16 protein-coding genes are annotated in these 17009 nt (G+C 71.5%); 4 read left to right on the top strand and 12 right to left on the bottom strand.

Annotated elements, in window-relative coordinates:
• Positions 1-5: 5 nt before the first annotated feature.
• The 10 genes from VET29_RS30320 to VET29_RS30275 form a co-directional block, all read right to left on the bottom strand.
• A complete protein-coding gene (locus VET29_RS30320; protein WP_324926756.1) occupies positions 6-626 on the bottom strand; it encodes a response regulator transcription factor in 621 nt (206 codons plus the stop codon).
• Complete coding sequence (locus VET29_RS30315; protein ID WP_324926754.1) at positions 614-1765, bottom strand: sensor histidine kinase; 1152 nt, start codon at positions 1763-1765, stop codon at positions 614-616. The genes VET29_RS30320 and VET29_RS30315 overlap by 13 nt, the downstream gene beginning before the upstream one ends.
• 125 nt (positions 1766-1890) lie before the next feature.
• On the bottom strand, positions 1891-2766 hold the full coding sequence (locus VET29_RS30310) for an intradiol ring-cleavage dioxygenase (protein WP_324926752.1): 876 nt from the start codon (positions 2764-2766) through the stop codon (positions 1891-1893).
• Entirely contained in the window at positions 2763-4562 is a 1800-nt protein-coding gene (locus tag VET29_RS30305; RefSeq protein WP_324926750.1) for an FAD-dependent monooxygenase, read from the bottom strand. The genes VET29_RS30310 and VET29_RS30305 overlap by 4 nt, the downstream gene beginning before the upstream one ends.
• A 90-nt stretch (positions 4563-4652) precedes the next feature.
• A complete protein-coding gene (locus VET29_RS30300) occupies positions 4653-5582 on the bottom strand; it encodes a helix-turn-helix domain-containing protein (protein ID WP_324926748.1) in 930 nt (309 codons plus the stop codon).
• 112 nt (positions 5583-5694) lie between these two features.
• The gene (locus VET29_RS30295; protein WP_324926745.1) at positions 5695-6459 is read right to left on the bottom strand and encodes an ABC transporter ATP-binding protein; all 765 of its coding nucleotides are present in this window, start codon (positions 6457-6459) and stop codon (positions 5695-5697) included.
• Complete coding sequence (locus VET29_RS30290; RefSeq protein WP_324926743.1) at positions 6456-7487, bottom strand: amidohydrolase family protein; 1032 nt, start codon at positions 7485-7487, stop codon at positions 6456-6458. Before VET29_RS30290 ends, VET29_RS30295 begins: the two co-directional genes overlap by 4 nt.
• 13 nt (positions 7488-7500) lie before the next feature.
• Positions 7501-8469 (bottom strand): ABC transporter substrate-binding protein, encoded by a 969-nt coding sequence (locus VET29_RS30285; RefSeq protein WP_324926741.1) that lies wholly within the window; start codon positions 8467-8469, stop codon positions 7501-7503.
• Positions 8466-9311: an ABC transporter permease gene (locus VET29_RS30280; protein ID WP_324926739.1), complete on the bottom strand. Its 846-nt coding sequence runs from the start codon at positions 9309-9311 to the stop codon at positions 8466-8468. The genes VET29_RS30285 and VET29_RS30280 overlap by 4 nt, the downstream gene beginning before the upstream one ends.
• The gene (locus VET29_RS30275) at positions 9308-10111 is read right to left on the bottom strand and encodes an ABC transporter permease (protein WP_324926737.1); all 804 of its coding nucleotides are present in this window, start codon (positions 10109-10111) and stop codon (positions 9308-9310) included. Before VET29_RS30275 ends, VET29_RS30280 begins: the two co-directional genes overlap by 4 nt.
• Before the next feature lie 322 nt (positions 10112-10433).
• Here VET29_RS30275 and VET29_RS30270 point away from each other — a divergent pair, with 322 nt between their 5' ends.
• A complete protein-coding gene (locus tag VET29_RS30270) occupies positions 10434-11435 on the top strand; it encodes a helix-turn-helix domain-containing protein (protein WP_324926735.1) in 1002 nt (333 codons plus the stop codon).
• An 80-nt stretch (positions 11436-11515) separates the two neighbouring features.
• A complete protein-coding gene (locus VET29_RS30265; RefSeq protein WP_324926733.1) occupies positions 11516-12694 on the top strand; it encodes a M23 family metallopeptidase in 1179 nt (392 codons plus the stop codon).
• 65 nt (positions 12695-12759) lie between these two features.
• Here VET29_RS30265 and VET29_RS30260 read toward each other — a convergent pair whose 3' ends face one another.
• The gene (locus VET29_RS30260; protein WP_324926731.1) at positions 12760-13590 is read right to left on the bottom strand and encodes an ion transporter; all 831 of its coding nucleotides are present in this window, start codon (positions 13588-13590) and stop codon (positions 12760-12762) included.
• Positions 13591-13738: 148 nt separating this feature from the next.
• Here VET29_RS30260 and VET29_RS30255 point away from each other — a divergent pair, with 148 nt between their 5' ends.
• Together VET29_RS30255 and VET29_RS30250 are read left to right on the top strand one after the other, a co-directional pair.
• On the top strand, positions 13739-14566 hold the full coding sequence (locus VET29_RS30255; protein ID WP_324926729.1) for a CPBP family intramembrane glutamic endopeptidase: 828 nt from the start codon (positions 13739-13741) through the stop codon (positions 14564-14566).
• Positions 14567-14688: 122 nt separating this feature from the next.
• Complete coding sequence (locus VET29_RS30250) at positions 14689-16290, top strand: glycosyl hydrolase family 18 protein (protein ID WP_324926727.1); 1602 nt, start codon at positions 14689-14691, stop codon at positions 16288-16290.
• 67 nt (positions 16291-16357) lie between these two features.
• Here the strand turns inward: VET29_RS30250 and VET29_RS30245 are convergent.
• Positions 16358-17009: esterase/lipase family protein (locus VET29_RS30245; protein ID WP_324926725.1), on the bottom strand; the 652-nt coding region annotated here is incomplete at its 5' end.

The following is a 17009-nucleotide window of genomic DNA, read 5'->3' as shown; positions in this document are numbered from 1 at the left end:
GGCCGTCAGGGGTGGTCGGGGTGGGGGTACTCGTGGACGAGGGCGCGGACGTCGTCCACGGGCTCGTCGGTCGCGGCCCACTTGGCGCGGATCCGGTCGAGGTAGGAGCGGACGGTCGGGATGGCGATGCCCAGGCGCCGGGCGGTGGCGGCCAGTGTGCTGCCGGTGCCGTACAGGTACAGCACGTGCAGCTCCTGCGTCGACAGTTCGGGCGGGTCGTCGTTGATGAGGGTCATCAGCTCGGTCGTCAGCGCCAGCTGTCCGGTGTGGACGGTCCGGATCGCCTCGGCCAGCTTGTCGATGTCGTCGTCCTTGATGAGGTAGCCGGAGGCGCCGGCCCGGATGGTGGCGCGGACGTGGCGGCGGTCGCCGTGTACGGAGATGACGAGCACCGCGGCGCCGGTGGCGTGCAGCGCGGCGACGTTCGTGGCGGGGTCGGTGCCGTCCTCCAGCTGCAGGTCCAGCAGGACCACGTCGGCGCCGGTCTCGTCGGCGGCCAGGTAGCCGGCGACCGTGGTGGCGACGTGGGTGACGGTGATGTCGGTGGTGTCGCCGAGCAGGACACGCAGCCCGGCGGGCACGAGCTTGTCGTTGTCGACGACGGCGACGCGGATCACCTCGGCCACCGCAGGTCGATGCGGGTGCCCTCGCCGGGGTGACTGTCCACTGTGGCCGTGCCGCCGATCTCGGTCATCCGCTCGATGATCGAGTGCCGGATGCCGTAGCCGAGCTCGGTGGTCTCCGGGTCGAAACCCTTGCCCTGGTCGACGATCGCGACGGTCACCGTCCCCCCGCCGGCCATGGCGGTGAGACGGGCGCGGGTGGTGCCGGCGTGCGCGGCGACGTTGCTGAGCGCCTCGGCGCTGGCCCGGTACAGGGCGTCGACCACGCCGCTGGGCAGGCTGTCTGGCAGGTTCGCGAAGTGGTACTCCACCCGCAGCCCCAGCGCGGCGCTGTCGCCGCCGGCCTCCATCAGTGCCAGGGACAGGTCGGTGAGGGTCCCACCGGGGTCGTCGGGGGCCGCGCCGCGCAGGACGTTGACGCTGACCGCGCACTGCCGGCGCACCATGGGATCCGGGTGGGCGGCCGGGCCGGGGCCGGCGATCGCGGTCAGGATGCGCAGCGGGCCGTCGTGCAGGGCCCGGTAGCGGCGGAGCTGCTCGCCGAAGTGCCGGGTGCGTTCCTCGGTGTGCGCGCGTTGGGCGGCCAGCCGTTCCCGCGCGGTGATGACCTGCTGGGTGGCGAGGGCCAGATGGTAGACGACGCGCCGCAGCCGCCGGATGAACACCAGGCAGCAGACGGCGGTGCCGGCCTGCCAGCCGATGATGTTGGCCAGCGAGCCGATGTCCGCGCCTGTCTCGAGCAGTTGCCCCTGTCCCACCGCGTAGGCCGCGGCGAGCGTGGCGCAGCCGGCCGCCGTGGCCCGCGGCGAGGCACTGACCAGTGCGACGGCGACCGCGACGCTGACGGTGACCGGCTCCAGGTACGGGTTGGCCAGCGTGTCGAAGAGCCGGTTGGACACCGCCAGCGGCAGCACCACCACGCCGGCGGCGGTGACCGCGACATCCACGGCGAGCACCCAGCCGGGCACCGCCTCCCGCCGCAGGACCAGCGTGATCAGCACCGCGCTCCACGCGAACAGCACCGCGTACACGGCGATCGCCAGCGGAATCCTTGTGTAGGCGCCGATGTCCACACCGCCGGCGATGCTCACCGCGACCATCGCCAGGGTGGCCAACCGGAACAGCACCACCACTGCCGCCACGATTCCCCGCACCTGGCGATGCAGACCCCATCACCCCCGCCGACTCGAGCCGTTCGGCCAACCCTTGCACCCGGCCGCCACCGCGTCCATGCCGCACGGGTGCGACACGGAACGTTCCGGTCCGGTCAGGAAAGGGGCGGCGCGAGCACGATGTCGAAGGTGACCTGTGACCACGCGCGGTCCATGGCGCGGCCGTCCGGGGTCGGGCCGGGGGCGTGGCGCCGGAAGTCCTTGACGAGGGACTCCTTGACCCCGAACACGGTGTCCGAGCCGAGAAGCTCGTCGCCGCGGACGAAGATGTGGGTGACGAGGGTGCGCAGGCCTTCCGCGGTGACCATGAAGTGCAGGTGCGACGCGCGCATGGGGGAGCGGCCCACCGCCGCGAGCAGCTGCCCGACCGGGCCGTCGTGGGGGATCGGGTACGGGGTCGGGGTGATGGCCCAGAACGAGTAGCGGCCGCCCTCGTCGGTGAACAGGTGGGCCCGAGCAGCGATCCGGTCATCGCCGTACTGGACGTCGTACAGGCCGTCGTCGTCGGCCTCCCAGACCTCGATCCGGGCGCCGGCGACGGGCTGCCCCTCGGTGTCGGTGACGGTGCCCTCGACCCAGCAGGGTTCCCCCGGCGCGCCGCCGGAGCTGTCGCCGCCGATGGGTATCTCGGGGCTGTTCGCCACGAAGAACGGGCCGAAGACGGTCGCCTCGGTGGCGTTTCCGTGAGCCTCGTTGTTGACGGCGATGGTCTGCATGGAAAGGCCGAGCACGTCGGACAGCAGGATGAACTCCTGGCGCCTGTCGTCGGTGATGTGACCGGCGGCGGTGAGGAACTCGATCGCCTTCGTCCATTCCTCCTCGGTGAGGCGGACCTCCCGGACGAAGCCGTGCAGGTGACGCACGAGCGCGGTCATCAGCTGCCGCAGCCGCGGGTCGGGGCAGTCGTCGAACGAGTGGACGACGCGGTCGAGGAGGTCGGCCTCGCGACGCTCCTGCTCGGCGGAGGTCATCGGGCCCCTTTCCCGAGAATCTGGTTCAGTGCCGACCGCAGCGCGGTCTCGGGGTCCGCCGGCAGCGTCATCGCCCGCCACGCGACGTGTTTGTCGGGCCGTACCAGCAAGGCGCCGCTCTCGCCCACCTCACGCAGCTTCGCCCAGTCGTAGTAGAGGTCGGTGACCTCGCGGCCCGGTCCGATGACGACGGTCCCGAGTGGCACGTCCAGCTCCTGTGCCACCTTACCGGCCGCCGCGGCCCACGCCTCGCCCGCGATGCCGGTGATGAGGGTGAACCGGTGGTACGGCGCGAGATCCATCAACGCCGTCCTGGTCATCGTGTCCCCGACCCAGGCGTGCGGCAGGTGCGCGCCCGGCACGGTGGACATCTCGTAGTAGAGGTCGGGGTCACGCGTCGGCTCGGGCGGCGCCGTGCCGTCGGCGGCCACCGCCGCCGACCGGTAGAACTGCCCGAGGTCCACGCCGTGCGCGTTGAACTCGTAGTCCTTCAACGCCATCGCCTCGACCAGGGCCGCGCGCTTGGCGGCGCCCTCCGGCGTGTTGGCCTTGCGCTCCTCCATCGCGGCGACCATCTCCGCCTCGGTCGTCGCGTCGAGCAGCCCGAGCACCTCGAAGAACTGGACGAACTCGCGGCTCGACCTGTTCGCCCGCCGGACGATCCGCTCGGCCACCGGCGCCCGCTCGACCGAGTAGGTGTCCAGCAGGCTCGGCGCGGCCTGACCACGCAGCACCATCGCGAGCTTCCACGCGAGGTTGTAGGAGTCCTGGATCGAGGTGTTCGAGCCGAGCCCGTTGCTCGGCGGGTGCCGGTGGACGGCGTCCCCGGCGCAGAAGACCCGGCCCTTCTGCAGGTGCTTCGCGAACATCTCGTTGTTGCCCCACAGGCTGGTGCCGGTGATCTCGACGTCGATGTCCGGCATGCCCAGCAGGTCGCGCACGATCTGGGTCGCGGCCGCCTCGTCGACCACGGGCGGCGCGTCGTCGATGTCGTAGCCCCAGACGATCAGCCACTCGTGCCACGGCCGGACCATCCGCACCAGGCCCGCGCCGATGCCGCCGACGTTCGCGCCGGGTTGGATCACCCAGTACAGGACCGAGGGGCGGTGCCCGACGTAGGCCGAGATGTCGGCCCGGAAGGTGATGTTCATCGAGCCCGCGATGTCCATCGCGCCCTCGTACGGCAGGTCGAGGTCGGCGGCGACCTGCGACCGGGCACCGTCGGCGCCGATCAGGTACCTGGCGCGGATCGTGTACTCGGTCCCCGTCAGCCGGTCCCGGACCAGGACGTCCACGCCGTCGTCGTCCTGGGTGTGGGAGACGTACTCCGTGGAGAACCGGGTCTGCGTGCCGCGCTGCGTCGCGTTCCTGACCAGGATCGGCTCGAGGTAGGTCTGCGGGATGTCGACCACCAGGCACGGCGACGCCAGCTGGTAGTCGGCCTCGCGGGACGGGTGCGTGCCCCAGGTGCGGATGCGGCCGATCTCCTCGCCGGCGATCGACGTGCAGAAGACGGTGTCGCCGACCAGGTGGTGCGGCGTGGCGTCGGCCAGGACCTGGTCCTCGATGCCCATGTCGCGGAAGGTCTCCATCGCACGCTGGTTCGTGATGTGCGCGCGGGGCGTGTTCGCGGTCCACCGGTACTTCGTGACCATGATGTTGTCGATGCCCAGCGTCGACAGGAACAGCGCCGCCGACGCGCCGGCCGGTCCGGAGCCGACGATGAGGACGTCGGTCTCCACCACCGAGTGGCTGGGCAGGCGGGTCTCGGCCTGACCGTCGTCGAACCGGGGCATGGCGCACCTCCCTGTGCTGGTGGGGCGAGTGTCCGAGGCCGCGTGCGGGTCAGGCCAACGATCCGGCCGGAGATGGCGGAAATGAGGATCTCAGCAGGCCTGGCGGCGTACCTGGCCCGCGGGGACACCGAACCGCCTGCGGAACGTCTGGGAGAAGTACGCGACCGAGGTGAAGCCGCACCGAGCGGCCACCTCCGCGGTCCGGAGGTCGTTGCCGCCGGTCAGGACGCCGTACGCGGCGTCGAGCCGGCGCGACAGGATGTGCCTGGGCACGCTCGTGCCGGCGGCCGCGAACAGCCGCGACAGGTGGCGCTCGCTGACGCCCGTGCCGGCCGCGACGTCGCCGGCGGACAGCGTGGGGTCGGCGAGGTGCTCCTCGATGAACGCGCGGGCCGCCGCCCGGTGTGCCACGGGCAGGTCGGCGTGCCCGGCGAGCACCGCGACGAGCTCCAGGACCGCCTGCTCGTCGGCCGGCACCGGGCGGTCCGGGCGGACGGCCCGCGCGACGAGCCGGGCCAGTGCCCGCCCGTGCGGGTTCTCGTCCGCGTCGACCACGACGGGCGTGCGCACCGTCGTCAGGCCGGTGAGCTGGGTGAACTCCGCCCGGGGCACCTTGACGGCCAGCTCGTCGAGGCCGTGGCCGAACGCGCGCAGGAACGGGCGGTCGGCATCGCAGACGAGGAGCTGCCCCGGCCGGAGCACCCGACGCTGGCCGTCCTGTTCGAACACCGCCTCGCCCATGATCGTCACGTAGACCGCGATCGAGTCGGCCGGCCGGGCCTCGACCATCGCGTCGGAGCGCTCGACCAGGTGCCGCGTGCCACGGACCCGGGCGAGGTGGGCGCGCTCGAGCTGGAGGTTCACCTCGGTGGCCGCGAACGACCGGCCCGCGGGCGGGCGGCAGGCGAGGGCGATCAGCGACTCGGCGTTGTGCCGTTCCCACAGCTCGACCTGGCGATCCGTCTCGATCTGCGCCGTGGCGAAGGCACGCGCCCGGGGGATCGTGACGACGCCGGCCATGCTGCCTCCTCGCGGGCACGTTTTCCCACCACGGTAATCGCCCGCGGGCCGGGCCGCGCCCGGGTCGCGTCCCGAACCCGTGTCCGGCCGGCGGACGAGCGCCGGGCCGCCGTCATGCCGCGGCGGCGCGGACCAGCCGGCCCACCGTGGCGCGGAGGTGGACGAACTCGGGCAGCTCACGGGTGGCGATCTGGTCGCGGCGGCGGGGCAGGCCGACGGTGAGGTCGGCGATCACCCGTCCCGGGGAGTGACCGAGGACCACGACCCGGTCGCCCACGTAGATGCTCTCGTCGATGTCGTGGGTGACCAGCAGGATGGTCATCGTGTGGGTCGCCTGGACGGCCAGGAGCAGGTCCTCCAGCTCCTCGCGGGTCTGCGCGTCGACCGAGCCGAAGGGCTCGTCCATCAGCAGCAGCCTCGGCCGGTAGGCCAGCGCCCGTGCGATCGAGACCCGTTGCTGCATGCCGCCGGAGAGCTGCCAGGGATGACGGCGCGCGGTGTCGGCGAGACGCACCGCGTCGAGCGCCGCCATGGCCGCCGCGCGGCGGGTCGCGCGGTTCATGCCGCGTCGCCGCAGGGGGAGTGCGACGTTGTCGCGGACGGTCAGCCAGGGCAGCAGCGTGCGGGAGTAGTCCTGGAAGACCACGGCCAGGTCGTCCGGGGTGCCGTCGACCGGGGTGCCGTCGAGCCGGATCTGTCCGCCGGTGGGGCGGACGAGCCCGGCGATCGCGCGGAGCAGGGTGGACTTGCCGCACCCGGAGCGGCCGACGATGCTCACCAGCTCGCCGTCGCCCACGGTCAGTGTCACGTCCTCGATCACGGTGGGGCCGGCCCGGTGGTAGGCGTGGCGGAGCTTGTCCACCTCCAGGGTGGTCACAGGCCGAAGACCCGCTCGGCGTTGGTCTGGAAGAACGCCTTCTTCGCGGTCTCGTCGAGCGGGAGGTCGTCCTGTACGGACACCTCGTCGGGTACGTACTGGTAGGGGTAGTCCATCGCGTAGAGCACCCGGTCGCCGCCGAGCACCTCGCGGCAGAACATGATCGCCGGCGGCCAGGCCATCCCGCTCGTGGTGACCCATACGTTCTCCCGCAGGTACTCGCTCGGTGTGCGGGCGATCGGCCGCATGGCCTCGTACCGTCCCGACCGCACGGACGCCGCGTGCATGTAGTCGAGCCGGTAGAGCCAGAACGGCAGCGCCTCGCCGAGGTGGCCGACGACGACCCGCAGCCGGGGGAAGCGGTCGAAGACGCCGGCGGTGATCATGCGGAGCAGGTGCATGCCGGTCTCCACCGCGAACCCGTAGATCGCCCCGTCGAGCCCTGCCTCCACCAGAGGCTCGATCATCGTGCGCGGCGGGGCGGTGGGATGCAGGTAGATCGGGGTGTCGAGTGCCTCGGCCGCCTCCAGGATGGGCCAGAACTTCTGGTTGTCCAGGTACTCGCCGTGGGTGTGCGAGTTGATGATCACGCCTTTGAAGCCAAGGCCGGCGCCGCGCGCGATCTCCTCGGCAGCCGCCGCGGGGTCCTGCGGCGCGATGGCGGTCAGGCCGGTGAGGCGGTCGGGATGGCGCCGGCAGGCCTCCGCGAGCCGGTCGTTGGCCAGTGTGGCCATGGGCACCGCCTGGTCCGCGTCGAGCACCTGCGTGCCGGGCGCGGTCAGCGAGACGATCTGCCTGCCGATGCCCGCGGCGTCCATGTCGGCGAGCCGGCGCTCGCCGAGGTCCTGGAGGCGTTCGCTGACCGCCCTGGCCCGCTCGCTGCCGTGCCGCGCGTAGAAGCCGACGAGGCTGACGAACCCCGGGTCCAGGTCGGTGCCGGTCTCGAGCATGTTCCGCCACAGCGCCATCAGCTCCGGGGGCGCGAAGGCCTCCTCGGTGGCGATGCGCTGGTAGCCGGCGTCCGCCATGTTCTCCTCCGTTTCACGCCACCAGGCCGGCGACGTCGAAGTGGCCGGGCAGCACGTGCTGCTGGGTCATGAAGTCGGCGACCCGCTGGGCGAGGCTCTTGTCGTTGGAGGGCGAGAACTCGCCGATCGTGATGGTGTCCGCCCCCTGCGGGGTCAGCCCGCTGATGTAACTCGGGAGTATTCGCGTCACGGCGTGGCGGTCGCGCTTCGCGAGCTGCTGGGCGCGTGCCATCGCCCGCTGGAACGCCGCGACCGTGCGCGGGTTCTGTTTCGCGAACCGCTCGGTGGTGTGGTAGCAGCCGATCGGGAAGTCGTCGGTGCGCCCGCCGATCGTGTCCAGCACCACCCGTGCCCCGAGCGTCTGCCGGAACCGGGACAGGAACGGGTCGGTCGCGAACGACGCGTCGACCGAACCGTTCTGCAGCGCTGCGCCCATGGTCGGGTAGGTGACGTCGACGAAGCGCACCCCGGCCGCGTCGACGCCCGAGGACCGCAGCGCCGCGCGGGTGAGCAGCGCCGGCAGTCCCTTGCTGTTGGTCATCCCGATGGTGGTGCCGGCGAGGTCCTTCGGCGCGTGGATGGCCGACGCGTTCGGCGTCACGATGACGTACATGCCACGTTTCGCCCGCGCGCTGTCGACGATGATGCGCAGCCGGAGCCCCTTGCTCGCGGCCAGGATCGGCGTGACGTACCCGTCGTGGGCGATGTCGATCGCGCCGGAGAGGTTGCGGGACACCGCCTCCTCCGCGTTGGCCAGCACCACCGGCGTGACCGTGAGCCCCTCGGCCTTGAAGTATCCCCGGTCGACGGCCAGGTACACGGCCGCGGCGTCCCAGGTCGGCAGCACGCCGACCCGCAGGTCCGTCCTTTCCGGACCCCGTGCGTCGTTTCCTTCCGGCGCACCGGATCCGCCGCACGCGGCGACGGACAGGGTGAGGAAGGCGAGTGCGATCGTGGCGACCCTGTGGCGAAGTGTGCTCACCGGTACTCCTCTGCGTCGTACTGCCAGCCGAGGACGCGCCGTTCGACCGCCAACAACGCCGTGTTCAGCACGTAGCCCACGATGCCGAGCAGGACGATGGCCGACCACATCTCCGGCAGCTCGAAACCCTTCTTCGCGTTCGACAGGAAGAACCCGATGCCGTCGGTCGCGCCGACGAGCTCGGAGGTGACCATGAGGATGATCGACAGCGACAGGCTGATCCGCAGCCCGGCGAAGATCCTCGGCGCGGCGGCGGGCACGACGACCAGCCACAGCCGGGTCTGCCTGCCCAGCTTGAACACCCGGGCGATGTCGAGCTGGGCGGGCTCCACCTGCCGGGCGCCCTCGATGGCGTTGAGCAGGATCGGCCAGACGACCCCGAAGACGATGACCGACACCCGCATCGTCGTGCTGAACCTGAACAGCACGACGAACACCGGGATCAGCGTGGTCGCGGGGATCGACCGGGCGAAGTGGACGAGCGGCCGCACGTACTCGATCGCGTGGCGCGACCGGCCGAGCGCCACCCCGGCCGGGATGCCGACCGCGGCCGCCAGCGCCCAGCCGCCGAGCAGGCGTCCCAGGCTGGGCAGCAGGTCGTGGATCGCGGTCCCGGTCAGGAAACCGTGGCTCACCGGACCGGAGAACCAGGTCTCGTACAGGGTCCTGGCGATGGTGCTCGGCGGCGGGAAGTACGGTGCGTAGTCCGCCGGCGTGAGCGTGGTCGTGACCAGCTGCCAGAAGCCCACCACCACAAGGAAGACCGACCACCGCAACGCCGTGCCGGCGAGACCGGACCCGGCCCGGCGCCGTGCCGGCGCGGTCGTGCGGCGGCCGCTCATCCCGGTTCCCCGAGACGCTCGAAGTGCCAGCGGAACGCCGTGCGCTCGCCGTACCGGAGCCCGGCGTCGAGCAGCAGACCGAGCGTGCCGATCACCAGCACCGCGGCGAAGACCTCGGCGGCGCCGTCCGGGTCGCCGCTCGCGTCGAAGACGAACTGTCCCAACCCGTCGCCTCCGCCGCCCGAGATCAGCTCGGTGCTGATCGTGACGATGAGGGCGACCGAGGAGGCCAGCCGCACCCCCGTCGCGACGAACGGGGCGACGCTCGGCAGCCAGACCCGCAGCAGGATCGCGGCCCGGCCCAACCCGAAGCAGCGGGCCATGTCGCGCGCCAGCGGGTCCACGGCGCCTGCGCCATAGATGGTGTTGACCAGGATCGGCCAGGTCGCCGCGTACGCCGCCAGGAGACGCTCCATCTCACCCTGGTCGGCGACGACCAGCAGCGCCAGCGGGACCAGTGCCACCGCCGGGATCGGACGCAGGAACTCGACCAGCACCCGGGCCGCGGAGTCCACCACCGGCAGGCTGCCGAACAGGACCCCGGCCGGCACCGCGATCGCGGTCGCGACGAGCAGGCCGGCGGACCAGCCGCCCAGGGTGAAGGCGATGTCGCGCAGGAACCCGCCGTCGGTGAGCAGGCGGCCGGCGTGCGCGAGGACCGTGGACGTCGGCGGCAGGTACGACGGGTCGACCAGTCCCACGCGGCCGACCACCTCGCCGGCCAGCAGGAACACCGCGACCCCGGCGAATCCCCGCAACAGCGGCCCCGCCGTGCGCCGGGCCTTTCGGGACAGTCGCACGACGACCGGTTTCCTCGCAGGGGGATGTGTCACGGCGTGCTCCCCAGTCGAACTCCACGGCCGCCACGCGGTCACGGTTCGTACCCGTCACCTTACTCCCCGGGATCAACGGTCGTGAATACCGCGAACCGATTTCGCAGCGGCGGACCAGGAGTCCACGACAGCTTCGGGACACCGTTCCCGTGGATCCGCGCGGGCGGGGAGTCCACGCCTTCCCGCTGGTACGCCCCCCGCGGGAACCGGGCCGAACACCGTTGTGGTGCCGCGACTCCCGGTCGCGGGCCGGTGCCGGCGGGCCGGTCCGGGCGTAGGGTCCCGTCCCGTGCTGCGGATCATCTTCCACGACGCGGACCTGTCCCGGGTGCGGGTGGCCAGAGCACCGGACCCCTTGTGGGAGACCGTTCTCGGCCTGTACCGGCTGACCGCCGACGCCGAGGACGTACCCGTGTTCGCCGGCTGGCAACGGACCGCCCGGATCGCGGTCCACGAACAGGGCCTGCGCGGTGCGGTCGGCCTGCTCCGCGGGCTCGTGCCGAAAGCCGGCTACTTCCCCGACTTCCTCACGCCGGCCGAGGCGGACGGCGGGTTGACCGCCGGTCTCGCCGCCGTCCGGGACACCCCGCGCGAACGGCTGTCCCGGGACATCGGCCACGCCGGGCGAACCAGGCGGCTGCCGTCCTGGGTCGGCCGGCTCGGCCATGGGGACCGTGGCGTGCTCGACGATCTGGTGCGGGCCATGGACCTCGTGCACCGCGCGGTGGTCCGCCCGGTCTGGGACGAGGTGGAGGCCGCGGTTGGCGTCGAGCGGTCGGTCCGCGCCACCGCGCTGCTCGACGGAGGGGTGACCGCCATGCTCGACTCCCTGCGGCCGGTGCTGCGCTGGGACCCGCCCGTCCTGTCCGCCGACTACCCGCTGCCGCTCGACGTGCGCCTCGACGGCCGTGGCCTGCTGCTGATCCCGTCCTACTTCTGCTGGGGCAAGCCGGTCGTGCTCGCCGACCCGGGCCTGCCGCCGGTGGTGGTCTACCCGGTCGAGCACCCGCCGAGCTGGCTGGCGGGCGTGGCCGGGCGGAGTGCCCGGCCGCTCGAGGCGTTGCTCGGCCGGACCCGTGCGGCCGTCCTCGCCGCGCTGGCCACCACGTCCACCTCCACCGAGCTCGGGGCCCGGCTGGGGATCTCCACGGCGTCGGCGAGCGAGCACGTCGGTGTCCTGCGGGACGCGGGCCTGGTCGTGAGCCGGCGAACCGGCCGGATCGTGCGGCACGCGCCGACCCCGCTCGCGGCCGCCGTGCTCGAAGGCCGGCTTCGAACATTTCGGACATGACCGAATGGTGTCGCCACGACCTCCCTGTGCCGAGACCCTTCCACGGTAGGACGTTCCCCAACCGTGAAGGACTGATCGGCATGTCGAGATGGCGCATCCGGCTGGGCGTGGTGGTGGCCGCGCTGCCCGCCGTCCTGCTCACCCTGCCCATGCCGGAGGCGGCGGCCCGGCCCGACTTCCAGGCCCCGTTCCAGTGCGGCACCGCGCTGCGTGCGGAGTCGTTCGCGCACGCGCCGGCCGTCGACATCTTCCGCGACCCGACCTCGGCGACCGAGGGCGCGCAGCTCGTCGCACCCGCGCCCGGCGTGGTGAACCAGTCGTACAGCAACCCGGCCGGCGCCGGGAACATCATCCAGATCAACCACGGCGGGGGCTGGTTCACCACCTACCTCCACCTGCAGTCCCGCGCGGTCGGCGCCGGCACCCGGGTGGTGCGCGGCACGCCGATCGGTCGCGTCGGGCACACCGGCGAGACGTCGAACGGCGTGTCGCACGTGCACTTCGAGATGGCGGTCGACCGCAATGGCGACGGCCAGGCCGAGTGGGGCTACCCGAACAACGAGCGCACCACGCCGGTGTTCAACGGTGTGACGTACGGCCAGGCCAACTCCCAGAGCTACCGGATCACGAGCCGCAACTGCGGCACGGCGGTCGACGAGATCGGCGTGTTCCGCCCGTCGACCGGCGACTGGTTCTCGCCCGGCCGAACGGTCGCCACGAACTGGGGCGAGCCGGGCGACCGCCCGTTCGCGGCCGACCTGAACCGGGACGGCATCGACGAGATCGGCGTGTTCCGCGCGTCCACCAGCGACTGGTTCACACCGGGCCGCACGTTGTACTCGAACTGGGGCGAGCCGGGGGACCTCCCGGTCGCGGGTGACTTCAACGGCGACGGCCTCGACGAGGTCGGTGTGTTCCGGCCGTCGACCGGTGACTGGTTCACCCCCGGCCGGACACTGGCGTCGAACTGGGGCGAGCCCAGGGATCTCCCCGTGGTCGGCGACTGGGACGACGACGGGGCCGACGAGATCGGTGTGTTCCGGCCGTCGACCGGTGACTGGTTCACCCCCGGTCGCACGCTGGCGTCGAACTGGGGCGAACCCGGAGACCTGCCCGTGGCAGGCGACTGGAACGCCGACGGCGCGGACGAGATCGCGGTGTTCCGCTCGTCGACCAAGACCTGGCACCGACTCGGCGCGGTGATGCGGTCCAACTGGGGCGAGCCGGGCGACCTGCCCATCGCCGGCAACCTGTCCTGACCCTCGTTCGCCCCAACGGGTCCGCGTCCGTCGCACCCGGGGCCGGGCCGCGGCCCGGCCCCGGGTCAGCGCGTTCGGGGGTCGCTGCCGTCGACGGCGGTGCGGATCTGGTCGATGTTCTCGCGGAGGGTGTCGGAGATCATCTCGTCGGTGCGGGGGTCGGCGAGCATCTCCAGCACGACCCGGATCGTGGTGTCGATGACGGTGCCGGCGATCTCGTCGTGGAACGGGACTCTCCGCAGGCGGCCGGCCGTCGGGTCGGCCTTGACCTTGTCGAGGACCATCTGCCGCAGCTCGACGTGGTTCTCGGCCAGGGCTCTGGCGAGGTTCTGCGCGTACTTGCCGGTCCTGAGCACCGCGGCCACCTCGTCGAGCACGGCCACGGTGACCGGCTTCTTCAGCACGTCGATCACCGTGCCGAGGAAGCGGTTCACCAGGCGCTGGGTCACGGCGTCGCCGATGGTCCGGTCCACCGCGCGACCCAGCCGCGCGACCAGCACGACGATCCGGAGCAGCCGGAACGCGCGCAGCGCCGGGTGTGACACCGGGATCATGCCGACGACCTCGAACCAGTTGCGGCCGAGGAACCTCCAGCCCCAGCCGACCGAGTGCCAGCGCCAGAGGAACTCGACCAGGAACACGCCGCAGATGCCGACGTCGACCTTGAACAGGAGTTTCTGGGTCGCCGTGGGCGGGTCGGCCAGCCAGACCCAGGCGAGCAGGCCGACCGAGACGATCGCGAGCAGCACCATCAGCCAGTCGATGGCACGCACCCGGTGGACGTGGCGGAGAAGGTCCACCTGACCGTGTTTCTGCGCGTACATCACGCCGGGCACCTCCGAGGACTGGCCGCAGGTGCCCATCCTCGACCACAACGCGCCGTCCTGCCCGGTCATGGCCGCGCCCATCCCTCTGGAGAGCTACCCGAACCGTCTCCTCGCAGGGGATTCGCCGGTCACGGCCGCGCCCCTACCGTTCGCGGCACGGTCGCCACACCGGTGGCCACTGCTCGACCGGAGGTCATGGGTGAACGCGGAGTCCGTCGTGGAGCAGCCAGCTGGGCTCGAACGCATCCTGCGGTTCCCGCTGGTCTGGCTGCTGGTCGGGATAGTCGGCGTCGGTGGCGTGTCGGCGCTGACCGCGGGTGGGCCGCCGGTGCTGGCCGCCGTCGGGGCGGTCGCCGCGGTCGCCGTGTACTGGGTGGTCATGCGTTACGTCGCGCGGCGGAGCACACCGGAGATCGCGTGGGCGGGCGCGGTGTCCAACGCGGCGATCGGCATCGTGCTCGGTGTCGTGTTCATCGCGGCGTCCGTGCTCATGGTGGTCACCGAGTTCTCGTTCACGCGGGCGTCGGGAGACACCGCGTCGATCGTGGCGACCATGGTGGCGATCCAGCTCGGTGCGGCGGTGACGGAGGAGCTGCTGTTCCGCGGCCTGGCCCTGCAGGCACTGGAACGGGTGTGCGGCAGCTGGGTCGCGCTGGCGATCACCGCCGTGTTCTTCGGTCTGCTGCACCTGGCCAACCCGGGCGCGACACTGTGGAGCTCGTTCACGATCGCCGTCGAGGCCGGGGTACTGCTCGGCGCGGCGTTCCTGTGGCGGCGCAACATCTGGTTGGTGGTGGGCCTGCACTTCGCGTGGAACACCAGCGTCGGGCTGCTCGGCATCCCGGTCTCGGGTCACCCGGCGACCGGCGTGCTGACCGCCCACCCGACCGGCCCCGAACTGCTGACCGGCGGCGGGTTCGGCCTGGAGGCGTCGATCGTGCCCGTGATCGTGAGCCTCGTGCTCGCCGTCCCGATGCTCATCCTCGCCCACCGGCGAGGAAACCTGGTGCCCCTGCGCCGCCCGTCGGCCCCGCCCGTGGTCTGACCAGCGCCGACCATCGCCCGCCCGTTAGGCCATTGGAGTGACAACTGGTCTAGACCCCTTGCTTTGTTGTGGTCTAGACCACATGTTTGCGACAACACTGCGTCCCTGTCGCAAGGAGTCCGATGTCCAAACTGAGATGGCCCCACATGGTGGGGATCTGTACCGCGACGGTCGCGCTCGTGCTCGGGTTCACCGCGGTGCCCGCCTCGGGTGCCGGTGGGGTCTCGGCGACCTTCACCAAAGGCACCGACTGGGGCACCGGTTACGAGGGCAAGTACACGATCACGAACGGCGGCTCGTCGGCCCGCTCGTCGTGGCAGGTCGAGTTCGACCTGCCGTCCGGCCACCGGATCGCCAGCCTGTGGGACGGCGGCTACACGGCCAACGGCCAGCACGTGACCGTCAAGAACACCTGGAACGGCAGCATCGCGCCGGGCGCGTCGGTCAGCTTCGGCTTCAACGTCGCCTACTCCGGCGCCTACTCCGCGCCGGCCAACTGCAAGCTCGACGGCGGTTCGTGCGACTCCGGCGGCACGCCGCCCACCGACCCGCCCCCGACGGACCCTCCGCCGACGGACCCGCCGCCGACCGACCCGCCGCCCGCCGGCGGTGCCAAGAACCTCGGCTACTTCGTGCAGTGGGGCGTCTACGGCCGCCAGTACTTCGTCAAGAACATCGTGACGAGCGGCTCGGCCGCGAAGCTGACGCACCTCAACTACGCGTTCGGCAACGTGACGAACGGCCAGTGCGCCATCGGCGACTCCTACGCCGACTACGACATGGCCTACACCACGGCCAACAGCGTCGACGGCGTGGCGGACACGTGGGACGCCGGCGCGTTGCGCGGCAGCTTCAACCAGCTGCGCAAGCTGAAGCGGCAGTTCCCGAACATCAAGATCCTGTTCTCCTTCGGCGGCTGGACCTGGTCCGGCGGCTTCGGTCAGGCGGCGGCCAACCCGGCCGCGTTCGCGGACTCCTGCTACCGGCTGGTCGAGGACCCGCGCTGGGCCGATGTGTTCGACGGCATCGACATCGACTGGGAGTACCCGAACGCCTGTGGGCTGTCCTGTGACTCCAGTGGCGCGGCGTCGTTCCGGAACGTGATGCAGGCGCTGCGTGCCCGCTTCGGCAGCAACAACCTGGTCACCGCCGCGATCACCGCCGACGGCTCGAACAGCGGCAAGATCGACGCGGCCGACTACGGCGGCGCGTCCCAGTACGTCAACTGGTACAACGTGATGTCCTACGACTACTTCGGCGCGTTCAGCCCGCAGGGCCCGACCGCCCCGCACTCGCCGCTGACGTCCTACACCGGCATCCCGACGGCGGGGTTCAACTCCGACGCCGCGATCCAGAAGCTGAAGAGCAAGGGCGTCCCGTCGAGCAAGTTGTTGCTGGGCATCGGGTTCTACGGCCGCGGCTGGACCGGCGTCAGCCAGGAGGCACCTGGCGGCACCGCGAGCGGCGCGGCGCCGGGCACCTACGAGGCGGGCATCGAGGACTACAAGGTCCTCAAGACCCGTTGCCCCGCCAACAGAACCGTCGCCGGCACGGCGTATGCCAAGTGCGGCAGCGAGTGGTGGAGCTACGACACGCCGGCCACCATCGGCGGCAAGATGTCGTACGTGCGGAGCCAGGGTCTCGGCGGCGCCTTCTTCTGGGAGCTGTCCGGCGACACCGGCAACGGTGAGCTGATCACCGCGATGCGCAACGGCCTCGGCTGAGCGTTGTGGCAGACGACACCGCCCTCGTGCGCGATCACGAGGGCGGTGTCGTGTCCGGTGTGGACGGTCAGGACCGGATGTAGCCGGCGATCTGGCCCAGCACAACGGTGTCGGTCAGGTAGCCGAGGTGGGTCTGGCAGGCGACCAGGTTGTTGGCCGCGCCGTCCAGGCGGGTGCTGGTGTACGGGAGGATCACCCCGTCACACGGGGAGTACCAGGTCGCGTACCGGGTCGCGCCGGGGGTCTCGTCGCCCGAGGAGATCTGGGCGATGAACGACGAGCCCGGGTACATCTGCTGGCAGGTCACGAAGACCAGGCACGCTCCCGCCGCGGTGGTGCCGTGGTTGGCGCCCGCGATCGACGCGAGGTGGCTGACGCTCGTGTTGCCGCCCAACACCTTCAGGTAATACTGGCTGACCAGCCCACCCATGGAGTGGTTGACGATCGCGACCTGTGACGCGCCGGTCCGCGCCTTGACCTGGTTGACGTACGTGGCGAGCCCGCGCGCGTTCGTCACGTTGTCGCCGTAGGAGTTGTACTCGTAGGCGAACAGGTTGCCGCTGGACCAGCCGGCCGCCCGGAACACCGACATGGCCGTGACCCAGTTGGACGCGCTGCCCGTGTAGCCGTGCACGAACACCACCGGCGTGCTGGTGGCCGCGCCGGCCGAAGGCGCGGGCGAGAACAGGGCGAACGCCACGGCGAACGCGGCGACGACC

The sequence above is a fragment of the Actinophytocola sp. genome (genome assembly GCF_035634895.1).
GTDB lineage: Bacteria > Actinomycetota > Actinomycetes > Mycobacteriales > Pseudonocardiaceae > Actinophytocola.
This window is presented reverse-complemented; position numbering and strand designations above follow the sequence as displayed.

What these genes read in the sequence shown, in the direction of transcription:
- VET29_RS30310 (WP_324926752.1), bottom strand. Translation starts at nt 2,766, where the DNA reads ATGACCTCCGCCGAGCAGGAGCGTCGCGAGGCCGACCTCCTCGACCGC.
- VET29_RS30305 (WP_324926750.1), bottom strand. Translation starts at nt 4,562, where the DNA reads ATGCCCCGGTTCGACGACGGTCAGGCCGAGACCCGCCTGCCCAGCCAC.
- VET29_RS30300 (WP_324926748.1), bottom strand. Translation starts at nt 5,582, where the DNA reads ATGGCCGGCGTCGTCACGATCCCCCGGGCGCGTGCCTTCGCCACGGCG.
- VET29_RS30290 (WP_324926743.1), bottom strand. Translation starts at nt 7,487, where the DNA reads ATGGCGGACGCCGGCTACCAGCGCATCGCCACCGAGGAGGCCTTCGCG.
- VET29_RS30280 (WP_324926739.1), bottom strand. Translation starts at nt 9,311, where the DNA reads ATGAGCGGCCGCCGCACGACCGCGCCGGCACGGCGCCGGGCCGGGTCC.
- VET29_RS30265 (WP_324926733.1), top strand. Translation starts at nt 11,516, where the DNA reads ATGTCGAGATGGCGCATCCGGCTGGGCGTGGTGGTGGCCGCGCTGCCC.
- VET29_RS30260 (WP_324926731.1), bottom strand. Translation starts at nt 13,590, where the DNA reads ATGACCGGGCAGGACGGCGCGTTGTGGTCGAGGATGGGCACCTGCGGC.
- VET29_RS30250 (WP_324926727.1), top strand. Translation starts at nt 14,689, where the DNA reads ATGTCCAAACTGAGATGGCCCCACATGGTGGGGATCTGTACCGCGACG.